The sequence below is a fragment of the Nitratireductor thuwali genome, assembly GCF_036621415.1.
GTDB classification, from domain to species: Bacteria; Pseudomonadota; Alphaproteobacteria; order Rhizobiales; family Rhizobiaceae; genus Chelativorans; species Chelativorans thuwali.
On record NZ_CP030941.1, the window covers coordinates 4,136,635 to 4,152,474 of the forward strand.

Below are 15,840 nucleotides of genomic sequence, written 5' to 3' on the forward strand. Positions count from 1 at the left end.
TTCCTCTGTTGTTGCCTGGGGACGCCATCCCGTCTGTTATCTGTCCGGCACAAATGGGCGTCCCAGCGATGCCGGGGTATTCATCATTGTCAGCCGGCGGTTTCGCGAGATTATGACGAGAACCGCGATCGTTGCCAGATAGGGAAGCGAAGAAAGTAGCTGCGAAGGGATCGCCAGCGCCTGGGCCTGGGCATGGAGCTGCCCGATCGTGACGCCGCCGAACAGATAGGCCCCGGCAACGACCCGCCAGGGGCGCCAGGATGCGAACACCACCAGCGCCAGCGCGATCCAGCCGCGCCCGGCGGTCATGTTCTCCACCCATTGCGGCGTATAGACGAGCGACAGATAGGCACCCGCCAGCCCTGCGCACGCGCCGCCGAACATGACGGCCAGATACCGGATACGCACCACCTTGATGCCTTGGGCATGGGCGGAGACATGATTGTCGCCGACCGCCCGCAGCATCAGGCCGGCGCGCGTGGAGAACAGGAAATAAGCCACGGCCGCTGTCAGCATGATCGAAATGTAGAACAGCGGATCCTGACCGAAGAGCAGCCGTCCCACCAGCGGGAGATCGCCCAGCACGGGAATGTCGAGGGTGCCGAGCTTGACGCCGGGCCGTCCGACGAAACTCTCGCCGATCATGCCGGAAAGGCCGAGGCCGAACAGCGTGAGGGCCAGTCCGGTCGCGACCTGGTTGGTCACCAGCGTCAGCGTCAGGAACCCGAAAAGCAGCGAGACCAGCGCGCCGACGATGATCGCGGCGAAGACGCCGAGCCAGGGAGAGCCGGTCGTGAGCGCGACGGCGAACCCCGTGATCGCTCCCATGATCATCATGCCCTCCACGCCCAGATTGAGGACGCCCGACCGCTCCACCACCAGTTCGCCGATCGCCGCTATCAGCAGTGGCGTGGCGGCGGTGGCTACGGTGATCAGTATGGACTCAAGCATGTTTCTCGACCCTTTCGCCGGCCGGCGCGGCGGCGGGGGCCGGCGCCGGCTTCACAAGGCGGATGCGGTAATGGATGAGCGTGTCGCAGGCCAGGACGAAGAACAGCAGCATGCCCTGGAAGGCGCGCGCCACCTTATCGGTAACGCCGATGGATATCTGCGCGGCCTCGCCCCCGAGATAGGAAAGCGCCAGAACCAGGCCCGCCGCGACGATGCCCAGCGGGTTGAGACGCCCCAGGAACGCGACGATGATGGCCGTGAACCCGTAGCCGGGCGATATGGACGGCCGCAATTGCCCGATCGCGCCGGAGACCTCGCTGATGCCGGCAAGGCCGGCCAGCCCACCCGAGATCAGGAAGGCGAAGATGATCATGCGTGTCCGCGAGAAGCCGGCAAAGCGCCCTGCCCGCGGGCTTTGCCCGATGACCTTGACCTCGAAGCCTTTCAGCGTCCGCGCCAGCATGAACCACAGCAGGATGGCCGCGATGATGGCGAAGGCGAAGCCCCAGTGGGCCCGGCCGGAGGCGGGCAACATCTCGGGCAGGATCGCGTAGGCATGGAAGTTGCGTGTTTCCGGAAAGTTGAAGCCTTCGGGATTGCGCCACGGTCCGCGCACCAGCCAGTCGAGGAAGAGCTGCGCCACATAGACCAGCATCAGGCTGGTCAATATCTCGTTCGTGCCGAAACGCGCTTTCAAGACGGCCGGAACGGCGCCATAGGCCGCCCCGCCGGCGATGCCCATGAGCAGCATGAGCGGCAGCACGATCCATGACTGGAAGGCGGGGAACAGGATCGGCAGGATCGAGCCCGCGATCGCTCCGACGATGAACTGGCCCTCGGCCCCGATATTCCAGTTGTTGGACAGATAGCAGATGGAGAGCCCGACGCCGATGAGGATCAGCGGCGCGGCCTTCACCGCCAGCTCGTGCAGAGACCACACTTCAAGCAGCGGATCGATGAAGAAGAAGTAGAGCGCCGAGAACGGGTTCTTGCCAAGCGCCAGGAACATGATCGCGCCCGCGATCAGCGTAAGGCCCAGCGCCAGGAAGGGCGACAGCGCGGAGAAGAGCGGCGATTGCTGCGGCCGCTTGACGAGTTCCAGCCGCATCAGGCCATCTCCTCCGTCCGCGCCTGCGGGTCGCCCGCATGAGCGCCGCCCATCAGCAGCCCGACCTTCTCATAGGTGGCCTCGGCTATCGGCAGCGGCGCCGACAATCTGCCCTTGTGCATGACGGCGATGGCGTCGCAGATTTCGAAGAGTTCATCGAGGTCCTGGCTGATGACGAGCACCGCCGCTCCTTCCCTGGTAAGATCGATCAGCGCCTGACGGATGCGCGCGGCGGCCCCCGCGTCCACGCCCCAGGTCGGCTGGTCGACCACCATCACGCCCGGCCGGCGGTCGAGTTCGCGGCCGATGACGAATTTCTGCAGATTGCCGCCCGAAAGCGCGGTGGCCTCCGGATCCTCGGTGCTTTTACGGACGTCCATCGCATCGACGATGCGCTTGGCGGCCCTGGCTATCGCGCCGTACCGGATGATGCCCAGCGGCGCGAGGAAAGCGGCCGCGTCGGTGCTGTAGCGCGACAGGAGGAGGTTCTGCGACAATGGCAGCAGCGGCGCGGCCGCATGGCCGAGCCGCTCTTCCGGCACGAAGCCCGCGCCCAGAAGCCGCCGGCCGGTGATATCGAGGCGCCCGGCCGCCCGGCCGCGGATACGGACGACATCGGCGTCGTCCTGAAGCACTTCGCCGGAAACCGCCTCGAAGAATTCGCCCTGGCCATTGCCGGCGACGCCCGCAATGCCGAGGATTTCGCCGGCACGAACCGAAAGGGTTATGTCGGAGAGTTCCACGGCGAAGGGATGTGCGGCGCGGCTGCTGAGCCGGCGCACTTCCAGAAGCGCGTTGCCCTTATCGCCTCCCCTTGCCCCGCGCTCGACGCCCTTGACCTCGTCGCCCACCATCATGCGCGCCAGGGATGAGGCGGTTTCCTGCCGTGGATCGCACTGGGCGACGACGCGGCCGTGCCTCAGGACAGTGGCCCGGTCGCACATCCGCTTCACTTCCTCAAGCCGGTGCGAGATGTAGAGGATCGACCGCCCCTCCGAACGCAGCGTTTCCAGCGTTTCGAACAGCTTGTCCGCCTCCTGAGGCGTGAGAACCGAGGTGGGCTCGTCCAGGATGATGAGTTCCGGGTTCTGCAGCAGGCAGCGCACGATCTCGATGCGCTGCCGCTCACCCACCGACAGGTCGCCGACATGGGCATAGGGGTCGAGCGGCAGCCCATAGGCTTCCGACACCTTGCGCGCCCGCTCGGCGACCGTGTTGATCTGCGCTCCGTCCTCCAGCGACAGCATGATGTTCTCAGCCGCCGTCAATGCATCGAAGAGCGAAAAATGCTGGAAAACCATACCGATGCCCAGCCGGCGCGCTTCGCCGGGGCTCGATATGGCGACAGGATTGCCTTTCCAGAGTATGGTGCCTGCCGCCGGCTCCAACGCGCCGAAGAGCATTTTCACGAAGGTCGATTTGCCGGCGCCATTCTCGCCCAGAAGTGCGTGAATCTCGCCTCGGCCGATCGTCAGATCGACCGCATCGCACGCCTTCAACGATCCGAAGACCTTCGTCAGGCCGCGAACATCCAGCAGAAGGCCGGAATCGTCCGTCAGTGTTGTCCGCACAACACCTCCCATTTGCGAGTGCGCGGCTTTTCCGCCGCCTTGTCGTCAGTTCCCATAGCCATCGTAGGCGCGCTGGATTGCTATGCAATAGACTCTGTTCGCTTGAAAGTGCTTCAACATTTTCAGCGGCCGCCCGCCGGCCCACCGGCGCAGAGATCGGCTTTACGGAATGAGCACGCTCGCTCCCGTTGTCCTGCGGCCTTCGAGATCCGTATGGGCAGCAGCGGCGTCTGCCAGCTTATAGGTCTGGTTGACCACCACCTCGACCGCCCCCGTTGCGACGACGTCGAACAACTCCCGCGCCGCCGTTTCAAGTTCGCCGCGGTCGGCGATGTAGGTGAAAATCGTGGGGCGGGTGGCGAACAGCGAGCCCTTCTGCGATAATATGTTGATGCTGAAAGGCGGGATCGGGCCGGAAGACTGCCCGAAGCTCACGAACAGGCCGAGCGGACGGATGCAGTCCAGCGAGGCCGGAAACGTGTCCTTGCCCACCGAATCATAGACAACGTCGCACATCTTGCCCTTGGTGTATTCGCGCACCTCCGCGACGAAATCCGCGCTCTTGTAGTCGATGACGTGATCGTAGCCGTGCTTCAGGGCGAGCTCGACCTTGTCTGGCCCGCCCGCCGTGCCGATGACCGTCGCGCCGAGATGCTTGGCCCATTGCCCCAAGAGAAGACCGACCCCACCTGCCGCCGCGTGGTACAGGATGGTGTCGCCCTTCTTGACCGGAAAGGTGCGGCGCAAGAGGTACCAGGCGGTCATGCCCTTGAGCATGATGGCCGCCGCCTGCTCGAACGACACGCTGTCGGGCATCCGCACCAGCCGGTCCGCCGGCAGCACGCGCCGTTCGGCATAGGCGCCACTGCTGACGCAATAGGCTACGCGGTCGCCGGGCGCAAAACCGCTGCCTTCGCCCGCCTCCAGCACGATGCCGCTGGCCTCGCCGCCGGGCGTGAAGGGGCGCTCGGCCGGGTAGAGCCCCGTGCGGAAATAGACGTCGATGAAATTCAGCCCGATCGCCTTGTGCTCGACCAGAACTTCACCCTTTCCGGGTTTAGGTACGGTCACGTCCTCGAGCCGCATGACCTCCGGCCCGCCCGTCTCGTGCACTCGGATCGCTTTCGGCAACGTCAAGTCTCCTTTTTTCCAAGGCCGGGAATCCACTGCATGATCCCGCCGATAACATAGAGATAGGCGCCGGTGACGCCGATGCCCACGGCGACGATGGGGTCCACCTGCATGTCCTGCAACAGCGCCACGCCGCCGAAGGCGCACCAGGCCAGAAAGACCGACAGGTTCAACGGCCTCAGCCGCACGACCCGCACCGGGTGCAGGAAGTGTATCGGCACGAAGGTGAGCAGCGCCGAGACGACAACGACGGCAAACGAGGCATATTCGCCCGGCCCGATGACGAAGAGCGTGAACACCACCATGTTCCAGACGACGGGGAATCCCTTGAAGAAGTTCTCTTTTGTCTTGATGCCCGTGTCCGCGTAGTAGATCGCGCTCGATACCACGATGATGGCCGCCGACAGGAACGACAGGCCTTCCCCCATGAACCCGCTCTGATAGAGCGCGAAGGCAGGGATCAGCACATAGGTCACGTAGTCGATGATGTTGTCCAACATGTCGCCGGACCAGGTGGGCAGCACGTCCTTGACCTCCAGCTTGCGCGCGATCGGCCCGTCAATGCCGTCGACGAGCAGTGCCAGCCCGAGCCACCAGAACATTGCCGTCCAGCGCTCCTCGCTGGCCGCGACAAGCGACAGGAAAGCGAGGAAGGAGCCGGAAGCAGTCAGCAGATGGACCGAGAATGCCTTGGCCTGCGGCGCGGTGACCTTCTTTGCCTTCATACGCGAAATCCGCCCGTTCCCGTTCGGCCGAAAAGGCCCGACGCCAAGTTTCCGCCCCCCATACCCTGCGGGTAGTTAGCATGCGGCAACGCCATGGCGCAGCATCCATTCTTCAAAGGGTGTGGAAAAATCGGCAGCTCTGTCTCCGCTCTGCCTCCAGGTTCCGGCGGGACAGGGTGTCCGATTGTCCTCAACCGCGACGGTGCTATATCAGCCGGTGAGCTTCAGCAGGATGAGGAAGACGATGCGGCGCGGGCAAGACAAATCGATCATCGTGGCCGGAACGGGCCCCGTCGGCCTGACCGCCGCCCTCGCCCTGGCGCAGACCGGACGCCAGGTCGTGCTGGTGGGCCCCCGCCCCCGCGCCGAGGACCGCCGCACCTCGGCTCTCATGCGCCCGGCCCTGGAATATCTTGAAAGGCTCGGCGTGCTGCAGGCGCTGGAAGAGGTTTCGGCGCCGTTGGCCGTCATGCGCGTGGTCGACGCCACCAGCCGCCTGGTGCGCAGCGGCACGGTGACCTTCCGCGCATCGGAGATCGATGCGCCTTATTTTGGGTTGAACATACCCAACGTTCACCTGAACGAAGCCCTGGCGGAAAAGGTGAAAAACCATGGCCTGGTGGAATGGCATGAAACCACCGTCGAGCGCTGGCACGCCGGTGCCGACCACATCGATGCCCGGCTGGCCGACGGATCGGATATCCTGGCGCCGCTCGCCGTCGCCGCCGACGGCCGCAATTCGCCGGCCCGCCAGGCCGTCGGCATGACGGCCCGTACGAAAAAGCTGCCCCAGTCGGCGCTGGTGCTCAATTTCGGCCATGCCCGCCATCACGCCGATACCTCGACCGAGTTTCACGCGGAGAACGGGCCCTGCACGCAAGTGCCGTTGCCTGGCGGTTTTCGCTCGAGCCTCGTCTGGGTGACCAGCCCCGCCGAGGCCGAAGCGCTGTCGGCGCTCGACGATGCATCCCTGTCGGCGAAGCTGGAAGAGCGCCTGCAATCGGTGCTGGGAAAGGTTTCCGTCGAGCCCGGCCGCCAACTGTACCCCCTCACCGCCATGACGCCGGCGCGGTTTGCGGCCCATCGGGTGATGCTCGTGGGCGAGGCCGCTCACGTGTTTCCGCCGATCACCGCCCAAGGGCTCAATCTCGGCATGCGGGACATCGCCGATCTGGTGGAGGTGGTGAGCGCACACGGATCCGACCCCGGCTCCACGATGGCGCTGGCGCTGTACGAAGCGCGCCGCCGGCCGGACATCGTGGCGCGCAGCGCGGCGGTCAACATGCTCAATGCATCGCTCTTGTCGTCGCTGCTGCCGGCCCAGCTTGCCCGCAGCGGCACGCTGGGCGCCCTGCGCAGTTTCGCCCCGCTGCGCGGCTTCTTCATGCGCGAGGGCATGAGCCCGGGCAGCGGCTTCCGCGCCCTTCTGCCGGGCGCGCTCCGCCGGCCGTGAAGCGATGGCCGTTCCTCCGGCGGCGAAAGCGCCTCACGGAAACAGATCCGGCGGCACATAGCCGTTGACGATAGCATAGAGCAGCGCGGTGACCGTGACGACCGAGAGCGCCGTGGTCACAAGCACGCTGGCCGATGCGCGCTGCACCCACACATCGTATTGCTGGGCGAGCACGAAGACATTGGTGGCCGTCGGCAAGGCTGCCATGAGCACGGCCGTATAGACCCAGACATCCGGAAAATCGCCGACGAGGCTCAGCACCACGAAGCAGAGCGCCGGGTGAAAGCACAGCTTCAGCAGGGCGATCAGCCCCAGTTCGCGCGGCATCCGCCGCATGGGGCGCAGCGCCAGCGTCACGCCCATGGCAAAGAGCGCGCACGGCGCGGCCGCCCCCGACAAATACTCCAGCAGCTTGCCCACCGCCTCCGGCGGCTCGAACCGCAGGAAGGCAGCCAGAACGCCCGCCGCCGTCGCCAGGATGAAGGGATGAAGGATGATCTTCCGCGCGACCTCCAAGGCGAGGCGGCCGGCATCGCCCCTGCGGCCTCCGGCGATCGCCATCATCATCGGCGCGACCGCGAAATGAGCGACGTTCTCGAAGGAGAATATCAGCGCCACCGGCACCGCCGCCTCGGGGCCGAACGCCAGCAACACCAGGCCCGGCCCCATATAGCCGATATTTCCGTAGGACGCGGCCAGGCTCTTGATCGTGCTCTCGGCGACCTTGCCGCGCGAGACCGCCATCGAAACGGCAAACATGAGGCAGAAGACGAGGTATGTGGAAAAGACGACGCCGGCTATATACCGCCACTCCGTCAACCGCTCCACCGGCGTCCGTGCAACGAGCTGGAAAAACAGCGCAGGCAACGCCACATAGATGACGAACGTATTCATCCAGCCCAGCGCTTCGGCCGGCTGCCGCGTAATTCTGGCTGCGACGAACCCGATAAAGATCAGGCCGAAGAACGGCAGCACCAGGCCGACGACATCGCCCAATTCCGCTTCCCCTTCTGCTGGTGCTATCGCGCCGTGCCGCGGAAAGGCCCTGCGCGGGCCATATCGCCTCTAGATGCGGGTTCGAAGCCGGCTTTCGGGATTGAATTGGCAGTGAAGCTGCGCCACATAGGTAATGAGGTTCCAAACATGCAGAACATAAAGACCGCAAAATTTTCGATAGGCCAAGTGGTCCGCCACCGGATGTTCCCCTTCCGCGGCGTTATTTTCGACGTCGACCCGGAATTCGACAACACCGAGGAATGGTACGAAGCCATTCCGGCCGAGGTCCGGCCGCGCAAGGACCAGCCCTTCTATCATCTGCTCGCGGAAAACGAGGAGACGGAATACGTCGCCTATGTTTCCGAGCAGAACCTGCTGGAGGACGATTCGGGCGTGCCGGTCCGCCATCCTCAACTGTTCGAGCTGTTCGTCGAGACCTCCGACGGACGCTACGAGCCGCGCATCCGCCACAATCATTAGAGCGCCGTGCGTCCTTTCGGACGCACAAAGGACGCTCCAACAGTTTGAATCTACGCATCGTGCTTTCCGAAGATCGATTCCGATTCTCGGGCCGATGCTGTAGAGGCGCCGTGCGCCAATGGGCGCACGAAATGAAACAGGGCCCGCTTGGGGCCCCGTTTCGATGCCGGTGCGCGGATGCTACTCCGCCTGCTTGGCCTTTTCCTGGGCCTGCTTGAGCTTCTCGGCGAACTCCTGGTTGTTCTTCGAGACAAACTCCTCAAGCTTCTTCTGACGATCGTCCAGCGCCGTGGGCTGAAGCGGCTCGCCGTCATAGGCCTGGGTAAAGCCCTGCAACGTGACCTTGATCGGGTTTGGCTGGTTCTGGAAATTGACCGATGTCAGCGTCAGTTCCGAGCCGCGCTTGAGCGAGCTCACGATCTGATCGGTCAACTGGGCTTCCGCCACGCAGCGATCGGGAATGCAGATCGCATAGTCGATCTTCTGGGTGTTGCCGCCGTCGATCTGGAACCCGACGCCGGGCGGGATCAGGCGCGCGGTCGGAACGGCGATCTGCAGCACCCGGCGATTGACCTTGCCTTTGACCTCGATCAGGTTCACCGCGGTCAGCAACTGGCCGCTGTCCGTCCGCAACAGATACTGAACGTTGCAGACGTCTACGTCTTCCTGCTTGGTGCAGGCCTTGAACCAGCCGTCAGGCGCGTCTTCCTGGGCGTTCGCCGAGCCGGCATAGCCGATCATCGCCACGCCGAGCGCGCCGCAGAGAAGGGTTGCCGTGCGGAACGCTTTCGCTTTGAGGCTCATCATTATTTCCCGTTCCTCTTGAAACTTGTGGCAGCAGGCTGCCTCTTCCATCCGCTTCCTGTTGGCGGAATGCGGCGACAGCAAGGCTTGTGCGCGTGTTACAACGCCTGTGCGCTGGAATCCAGTGCCCAAATCGGCAAATATGTTGCCGGAGATAACGCACCGAAGCCGGCAAGGCTTGCCGGCCTGCCTACCCTGTGAAACCATAATTGGGCCTTGATCGGAGGGCCCATCAGCGCCAGCCTGACGACGAATCGCCTGAGACGTGAAGGGATCACCATGCTTCGCCCATTGCTACTGTCGGCCGTACTGCTCGCATCACCTCTGCTGGCGGCCTCCCCCGCTTCGGCCCAGACGCCGATGCATGGCGTGGCCATGAACGGCGAGCCGGAGCTGCCCGCCGGCTTCGCGAGCTTCCCCTACGCCAATCCCGATGCGCCCAAGGGCGGCGACATCACCTATTGCGTGGTGGGCACGTTCGACAATCTCAACCCGTTCATCCTGAAAAGCATGCGCACCACGGCGCGCGGCGTGATCGATACGATCTTCGGGAATCTCGTCTTCGAGCCGCTGATGCGGCGCAATGCGGCGGAACCCTTCTCGCTCTACGGCCTGCTGGCCGAGAATATTGAGATGGACGAGGACCGGACCTATGCCGAGTTCACGCTCGACGCCGATGCCAGATGGTCGGATGGCAAGCCCGTCACACCCGAAGACGTCATCTTCACCTACGAGACCTTCGCCGAAAAGGGCCGCCCCCCCTATTCCGGCCGCATGGCCAAGATCGAAAGCATCGAGAAGACCGGCGACCGCAAGGTGAAGTTCACCTTCAACGAAAATGCCGACCGCGAATTTCCGCTGATCGTCGCGCTGACCCCGATCATCCCCGCTCACGCTTTCGACCGCGAAACCTTCGACCGCACGACCCTCGATCCGGTGACCGGCAGCGGCGCCTATACGATCGACAAGGTCGAGCCCGGACAGCGTATCGTCTTCAAGCGCAATCCCGACTACTGGGGCGCCGACGTGCCCTCCATGCGCGGGTTCCACAATTACGACAGCATCACGATCGAATATTTCCTCAACGCCAATGCCCAGTTCGAAGCGTTCAAGAAGGGCATCTGCTCGGTCTATACGGATCTGGATCCGGTCAAGCTCGAACGGGATTTCGACTTCCCGGCGGTCAAGAGCGGCGACATAGTGGCGGAGTCGTTCGAAATGAGCATTCCGCCGGTCGTGAGCGGTTTTGTCTTCAACACACGCCGCGAGAAATTCGCGGACCCTCGGGTCAGGCGCGCCTTGTCGATGCTCTACGATTTCGGTTGGGTAAACGCCAATGTCTACAACGGCGAATACCAGCGTACGCTCAGCTACTGGCAGGGCTCTGAACTGTCGGCGCTCGGCACGCCGGCCAACGAGATGGAGAAGGAGCTGCTTGCGCCATATCCCGACAAGGTCACAGCCGATGTCATGGACGGGACCTATGGCAAGGATCTCATCGATGGGCGTGAGATAGGCCGCGACCAATTGCGTGAAGCTGTGGGCATGCTGCGGGAGGCGGGCTACGAAATCGATGCCGGTGTGCTCAAGGACCCCGATGGCAATCCGGTCAGTTTCGAAATCCTCATTGCCTCGCCCGAACAGGAGCGGCAGGCCGCCGTTTTCCAGCGGACGTTGAAGCGGATTGGCATCGATGTCTCGCTTCGCCTGCTCGACGATTCCCAGATTCAAACGCGTAAGCAGACTTATGATTTCGACGTGATGATCGGAGCCGTCGGCTTCTCCGGCTCGCTTTCCCCCGGCATCGAGCAGCTCGGCCGCTGGGGCTCGGAAGCGGCCAAGGCCGAAGGCTCCTTCAACCTTGCCGGCGTCGCCGATCCGGCCGTGGACGCCATGATCGACGCCATGCTCAACGCCCGCGACAAGGAGACATACGTCGCCGCCGTGCGCGCGCTCGACCGGCTGCTCATCTCGGGCGCCTACATGGTGCCCATGCAGCACAACACGAAAAAGTGGATTGCCTACTGGAATTATCTCGACCATCCCGAACAGCCCTCGCTGAACGGCTACGAGCTCGACACCTGGTGGCGGAAGGCGGAGTAGCGCAATGTTGAAGCAGGAGGCTCCCATCAGCATCGACGTCGTCTCCGATGTCGTCTGTCCCTGGTGCTACGTCGGCAAGCGCAACCTGGAGCGTGCCCTGGCCGGCATCGACGGTGCGGAGGTCACGGTGCGTTGGCGGCCCTTCCAGCTCGACCCCACCATTCCGCCCGGAGGCAAGTCGCGGCGCGACTATCTGGTCGAAAAATTCGGCAGCATGGAGCGCTCGGATGCCCTCCACGAGCGGCTGCGGGAGATGGGCCGGGAAGCGGGTGTTTCGTTCGACTTCGCCGCCATCAAGGTCTCGCCCAACACGCTGGACGCGCACCGGGTGATCCGTTGGGCGGCGGCCGATGCCGGAGCAAGGACGCAGGACGCCCTCGTCGACCGGCTGTTCCGGCTCTACTTCGAGGAAGGCCGGAACATCGGCGACCATCAGGTGCTGATCGAGGCGGCGGGCGCTGCCGGCATGGACCCGAAGCTCGTGGAAACGCTGCTAGCCACCCCCGCCGACCGGCCGGAAGTCGAAGAAGAGATCGCCACCGCTCAGAAGATGGGCGTTACCGGCGTTCCCTGCTTCCTGCTGGAAGGCCGTTATGCGCTCATGGGCGCCCAGCCGCCGGATGCACTGGCCGACGCCATCGTCAAGGTCTCCCAGGCCAAGGCACAGGGCGCGCTGGACGAAGCGCCCTCCTGGTAGTTCCGGAAGGTTTTCACGCCGCTTCCTTGTCGGCAAGCTTGGCCAGCTGCGTCATGATGACGGCGGCGCCGGACAGACGCTTTTCCGCGGTGGGCAGGTCGCGGATGAAGACGACGCTCTGGTCGGGCCGTATTTTTGCTGCCGGGCCCTGCGCGGCAATGTAGCCGACGAGGCCGGCCGGGTCGGGAAACTGCTTCTCGCGGAAATGCAGGACGACCCCCTTCGGCCCGGCGTCGAGCTTTTCCACATTGGCGCGCCGGCACAGCGCCTTGATGTAGACGATCTTGAGGAGGTGCTGCACCTCGTCTGGCAGCGGTCCGAAACGGTCGATGAGCTCGGCCCCGAAGGCGTCGATCTCGCCGGGCGTTTCGAGGTCTCCCAGACGGCGGTAAAGCCCCAGCCGCAACTGCAGGTCGGGCACATAGTGCTCGGGGATCATGACCGCCGTGCCGACGGTGATCTGCGGCGACCAGCCCGTATCCACCACCTCGCCCGATCCCCTGAGCTCGGCCACGGCCTCTTCCAGCATCTGCTGATACAGTTCGTAGCCGACTTCCTTGACGTGGCCCGATTGGGCGTCGCCGAGCAGGTTTCCCGCGCCGCGGATGTCGAGGTCGTGGCTGGCGAGCTGGAAGCCGGCGCCCAGCGTGTCGAGGGATTGCAGCACCTTCAGCCGCCGCTCCGCCGTTGCCGTCAGCGTGCGGTTGGCCGGCAGGGTGAAGAGCGCATAGGCGCGCACCTTCGACCGCCCCACGCGTCCGCGTATCTGGTAAAGCTGGGCCAGGCCGAACATGTCGGCGCGGTGCACGATCAGCGTGTTGGCGGTGGGAATGTCGAGGCCCGATTCCACGATCGTCGTCGACAAAAGCACGTCGTACTGGCCGTCATAGAACGCATTCATGATGTCGTCGAGCTCGCCCGGCGGCAGTTGCCCATGGGCCGTCGCGACCTTGAGTTCCGGCACCTGCTCGGCCAGGAAGTCCTGCACTTCGCCAAGGTCGGAGATGCGTGGAACGACGTAGAAGCTCTGGCCGCCGCGGTAGCGCTCCCGCAGAAGCGTCTCGCGAATGACGAGCGGGTCGAAGGGCGAGATGAATGTGCGCACCGCCATCCGATCCACCGGCGGCGTGGCGATCAGCGACAATTCGCGCACGCCGGTCAGCGCCAGCTGCAGCGTGCGGGGAATGGGCGTGGCCGACAGCGTGAGCACATGCACATCCGATTTCAGCTCTTTCAGCCGTTCCTTGTGCTTGACGCCGAAATGCTGCTCCTCGTCGATGATGAGAAGGCCGAGATTCTTGAAGCTGACTGAGCTGCCCAGCAGCGCATGGGTGCCGATGACGATGTCCACCGTGCCGTCGGCAACGCCCTTCTTGGTTTCGTTGAGCTCCTTGGCGCCGACCAGCCGCGAGGCCTGGCGCACATTGAGCGGCAAGCCGGCGAAGCGCTCGCGGAAAGTCTTGAAGTGCTGGCGCGCCAGCAGGGTCGTCGGCACCACCACAGCGACCTGCAAGCCATCCATGGCCGCGACAAAGGCCGCCCGCAACGCGACCTCGGTCTTGCCGAAGCCGACATCGCCGCAGATCAGCCGGTCCATCGGCCGGCCCGACGACAGATCCTCCAGCACCGCATCGATGGCGTTCTGCTGGTCGTCCGTCTCGTCATAGGGAAAGCGCGCCGCGAATTCGCCGTAGAGGCCGTCCGGCGGCGACAGCTTGGCGCCCGGCCGCATGGCGCGCTCGGCGGCAAGCTTGATGAGCTGCCCGGCCATCTCCAGCAGGCGCTTCTTGAGTTTTGCCTTGCGCGATTGCCAGGCCACGCCGCCCAGCTTGTCCAGAACGGCCTCGGCCGCATCCGACCCGTAGCGCGACAGGAGTTCGATATTCTCGACCGGCAGGAACAGCCGGTCGTCGCCCGCATAGCGCAACTCCAGGCACTCATGAGGCGCCCCCGCAGCCTCGATGGTCTTCAGTCCGATGAAACGGCCAATGCCATGATCGGAATGGACGACGATGTCGCCGGCCGACAGCGCGTTGACTTCGGCAATGAAATCAGAGGCTTTCTTGCGTTTCCTGGAGCGCCGGACGAGGCGGTCGCCCAATATGTCCTGCTCGCCGATGACGGCAAGTTGCGCGGTCTCGAAACCCGTTTCCAGCGGCAGGATTCCAAGCCCTGCCTTGCCTCGGTCGAGGCGCGCCAGATCGTCGAGCGATGCAACCTGCTCGACATTGCCAAGCTGATGTTCGGCGAGGATCTGGCCCAGCCGGTCGGCTGAACCTTCGCTCCAGCCGGCGATGAGTACCTTCTTGCCCGCGGCCCTCAGCGCACCGATATGCCGCACCACATGGTCGAACACATTGGCGTTCGGGTCCGCGCGCTCGCCGGCGAAGCTGCGTCCAGCTTCCGCCCCCGCATGGCGCACGGTGGCACCGCTGCCGTCGGGCGCGGCGAACGGCGTCATGCGGATGACGGTTTTGTGGCGTTCGGCGGCGTCCACTTCCTCTCTGTCGAGATAGAGCGTTTCGGGCGGCACCGGCTTGTAGGGAACGGCGTTCTGCACGCCGTCGCCGGCCATCTGACGCCTGCGTGCCTCGTAATGGTCGACGATCAGCGCGTGGCGCTCCCCGACCGCCTCTTCGGCCAGATGATCGAAGACGAAAGGCGCGTCGGGAAGATAGTCGAAAACCGTTTCCAGCCGCTCGAAGAACAGCGGCAGCCAGTGCTCCATCCCGGCGAACCGGCGCCCTTCGCTGATGGCGGCATAGAGCGCATCCTCGCGCGAGGGCGCGCCGAACATCTCGATATAGTTGCGCCTGAACCGGCTGATCGCCTCCGGCGTCAGCATCACCTCGCTCATCGCCTGCAGGGAGAATTCCGTGCGCTGGCCGATGGTGCGCTGGGTGGCGACATCGAAGGCGCGAATGGATTCGAGCGTGTCGCCGAAGAAATCGAGGCGCAGCGCCTCGTCCGAGCCCGGCGCATGCAGATCCAGAATGCCGCCGCGCACGGCGTACTGGCCGACATCGCGCACGGTGGGCACCCGCTCGAAGCCCGCCCGCTCCAAAGTCGCCGCCAGCCCTTCCATCTTGACCTGGTTGCCCGGCCTTGCCTGAAAACCCTGCGTCCTGATCTGCTCGGCTGGCGGCATCCGCTGCAGGAGCGCATTGGCGCTCAACAGAATTATGGCGCGGTGCGGCTCGTCCTTGAGGGCAGCCATCGCCGACAGGGCGGCCAGCCGCCTCGCCGAGGCATCGGCTCCCGGCGAAACCCGGTCATAGGGAAGGCAGTCCCAGGCCGGCAGTTCGAGAACGGGGATGTCCGGCGCGACGAACCGCAGCGCCTCGCCAATCGACGGCAGGCGCTGACCGTCGCGGACCACGAAGACGAGCGGCCTGTCGGCGGCGGTTTCCTTCGATATCTGCGCAAGCGCAAACGGCTCGTAGCCGTCCGCCACGCCGTCGAGAACGGTGAGGCCGGGAGCGTTGGCCTTCAGGCCTATCGTATTGACAAGCTTTGTCATTCCCGGACGAGCTTCCCGTCACGTGCCATGGCAACCACCTTGCGGAAGGTATCCGTATCATGTTCGGCAGGCACCGGCTTCTCGCCCGTGACCCACGGCATCAGCTCGGTATCGGAAACGCCGAGAAGGGCTTCGAACGCTTCGAAATCGGCATCGCCCATCGTGCCGATATTGAGGTCGGCGAAGCCGCCCAGCACCAGGTCCATCTCGCGCGTGCCTCGGCGCCACGCCCGTACGAGGGCGCGACGGCGGCGGGGATCGAGATCGGCGCTCGTGCGCGTGGTTCCGGTCATGTCAGGGC

The 15,840-nt window shown here is 64.5% G+C and carries 13 protein-coding genes; 4 read left to right on the forward strand and 9 right to left on the reverse strand.

The window, feature by feature from the left end; all coding sequences use genetic code 11:
- Positions 1 to 36: 36 nt before the first annotated feature.
- The 5 genes from NTH_RS20205 to pcsA all read right to left on the reverse strand — a co-directional run bounded on the left by NTH_RS20205 (position 37) and on the right by pcsA (position 5,486).
- Entirely contained in the window at positions 37 to 951 is a 915-nt protein-coding gene (locus NTH_RS20205; protein WP_338531698.1) for an ABC transporter permease, read from the reverse strand.
- The gene (locus tag NTH_RS20210) at positions 944 to 2,059 is read right to left on the reverse strand and encodes an ABC transporter permease (RefSeq protein ID WP_338531699.1); all 1,116 of its coding nucleotides are present in this window, start codon (positions 2,057 to 2,059) and stop codon (positions 944 to 946) included. Before NTH_RS20210 ends, NTH_RS20205 begins: the two co-directional genes overlap by 8 nt.
- The gene (locus NTH_RS20215; RefSeq protein WP_338531700.1) at positions 2,059 to 3,642 is read right to left on the reverse strand and encodes an ABC transporter ATP-binding protein; all 1,584 of its coding nucleotides are present in this window, start codon (positions 3,640 to 3,642) and stop codon (positions 2,059 to 2,061) included. The genes NTH_RS20210 and NTH_RS20215 overlap by 1 nt, the downstream gene beginning before the upstream one ends.
- 150 nt (positions 3,643 to 3,792) lie before the next feature.
- Positions 3,793 to 4,761 carry a quinone oxidoreductase family protein gene (locus NTH_RS20220; protein ID WP_338531701.1) on the reverse strand — a complete coding sequence of 323 codons (969 nt, stop codon included), beginning with the start codon at positions 4,759 to 4,761 and terminating at the stop codon, positions 3,793 to 3,795.
- Positions 4,762 to 4,763: 2 nt separating this feature from the next.
- A complete protein-coding gene (pcsA, locus tag NTH_RS20225; protein WP_338531702.1) occupies positions 4,764 to 5,486 on the reverse strand; it encodes a phosphatidylcholine synthase in 723 nt (240 codons plus the stop codon).
- A gap of 244 nt (positions 5,487 to 5,730) precedes the next feature.
- Between pcsA and NTH_RS20230 the strand changes: the two genes are divergently transcribed.
- Complete coding sequence (locus tag NTH_RS20230; protein ID WP_338531703.1) at positions 5,731 to 6,939, forward strand: UbiH/UbiF family hydroxylase; 1,209 nt, start codon at positions 5,731 to 5,733, stop codon at positions 6,937 to 6,939.
- A gap of 33 nt (positions 6,940 to 6,972) precedes the next feature.
- On the opposite strand, the gene NTH_RS20235 is transcribed toward NTH_RS20230, so the two are convergent.
- Positions 6,973 to 7,935 carry an AEC family transporter gene (locus tag NTH_RS20235; protein WP_338531704.1) on the reverse strand — a complete coding sequence of 321 codons (963 nt, stop codon included), beginning with the start codon at positions 7,933 to 7,935 and terminating at the stop codon, positions 6,973 to 6,975.
- A gap of 147 nt (positions 7,936 to 8,082) precedes the next feature.
- On the opposite strand from NTH_RS20235, the gene hspQ reads away from it, so the two are divergent.
- On the forward strand, positions 8,083 to 8,415 hold the full coding sequence (gene hspQ / locus NTH_RS20240) for a heat shock protein HspQ (protein ID WP_338531705.1): 333 nt from the start codon (positions 8,083 to 8,085) through the stop codon (positions 8,413 to 8,415).
- Between the two features lie 180 nt (positions 8,416 to 8,595).
- Here hspQ and NTH_RS20245 read toward each other — a convergent pair whose 3' ends face one another.
- Entirely contained in the window at positions 8,596 to 9,222 is a 627-nt protein-coding gene (locus NTH_RS20245) for an invasion associated locus B family protein (protein WP_338531706.1), read from the reverse strand.
- 357 nt (positions 9,223 to 9,579) lie between these two features.
- On the opposite strand from NTH_RS20245, the gene NTH_RS20250 reads away from it, so the two are divergent.
- The gene (locus NTH_RS20250; protein ID WP_422392450.1) at positions 9,580 to 11,322 is read left to right on the forward strand and encodes an extracellular solute-binding protein; all 1,743 of its coding nucleotides are present in this window, start codon (positions 9,580 to 9,582) and stop codon (positions 11,320 to 11,322) included.
- A gap of 7 nt (positions 11,323 to 11,329) precedes the next feature.
- Positions 11,330 to 12,019 carry a DsbA family oxidoreductase gene (locus NTH_RS20255; RefSeq protein WP_422392451.1) on the forward strand — a complete coding sequence of 230 codons (690 nt, stop codon included), beginning with the start codon at positions 11,330 to 11,332 and terminating at the stop codon, positions 12,017 to 12,019.
- Positions 12,020 to 12,032: 13 nt separating this feature from the next.
- Here the strand turns inward: NTH_RS20255 and mfd are convergent, their stop codons facing one another.
- Together mfd and NTH_RS20265 are read right to left on the reverse strand one after the other, a co-directional pair.
- Complete coding sequence (gene mfd / locus NTH_RS20260; protein ID WP_338531709.1) at positions 12,033 to 15,539, reverse strand: transcription-repair coupling factor; 3,507 nt, start codon at positions 15,537 to 15,539, stop codon at positions 12,033 to 12,035.
- Positions 15,536 to 15,832 (reverse strand): succinate dehydrogenase assembly factor 2, encoded by a 297-nt coding sequence (locus NTH_RS20265; protein ID WP_338531710.1) that lies wholly within the window; start codon positions 15,830 to 15,832, stop codon positions 15,536 to 15,538. The genes mfd and NTH_RS20265 overlap by 4 nt, the downstream gene beginning before the upstream one ends.
- Between the last annotated feature and the right edge of the window lie 8 nt (positions 15,833 to 15,840).

What these genes read in the sequence shown, in the direction of transcription:
- hspQ (WP_338531705.1), top strand. Translation starts at nt 8,083, where the DNA reads ATGCAGAACATAAAGACCGCAAAATTTTCGATAGGCCAAGTGGTCCGC.
- NTH_RS20205 (WP_338531698.1), bottom strand. Translation starts at nt 951, where the DNA reads ATGCTTGAGTCCATACTGATCACCGTAGCCACCGCCGCCACGCCACTG.
- NTH_RS20245 (WP_338531706.1), bottom strand. Translation starts at nt 9,222, where the DNA reads ATGATGAGCCTCAAAGCGAAAGCGTTCCGCACGGCAACCCTTCTCTGC.
- NTH_RS20230 (WP_338531703.1), top strand. Translation starts at nt 5,731, where the DNA reads ATGCGGCGCGGGCAAGACAAATCGATCATCGTGGCCGGAACGGGCCCC.
- NTH_RS20210 (WP_338531699.1), bottom strand. Translation starts at nt 2,059, where the DNA reads ATGCGGCTGGAACTCGTCAAGCGGCCGCAGCAATCGCCGCTCTTCTCC.
- pcsA (WP_338531702.1), bottom strand. Translation starts at nt 5,486, where the DNA reads ATGAAGGCAAAGAAGGTCACCGCGCCGCAGGCCAAGGCATTCTCGGTC.
- NTH_RS20265 (WP_338531710.1), bottom strand. Translation starts at nt 15,832, where the DNA reads ATGACCGGAACCACGCGCACGAGCGCCGATCTCGATCCCCGCCGCCGT.
- mfd (WP_338531709.1), bottom strand. Translation starts at nt 15,539, where the DNA reads ATGACAAAGCTTGTCAATACGATAGGCCTGAAGGCCAACGCTCCCGGC.
- NTH_RS20250 (WP_422392450.1), top strand. Translation starts at nt 9,580, where the DNA reads ATGCATGGCGTGGCCATGAACGGCGAGCCGGAGCTGCCCGCCGGCTTC.
- NTH_RS20215 (WP_338531700.1), bottom strand. Translation starts at nt 3,642, where the DNA reads ATGGGAGGTGTTGTGCGGACAACACTGACGGACGATTCCGGCCTTCTG.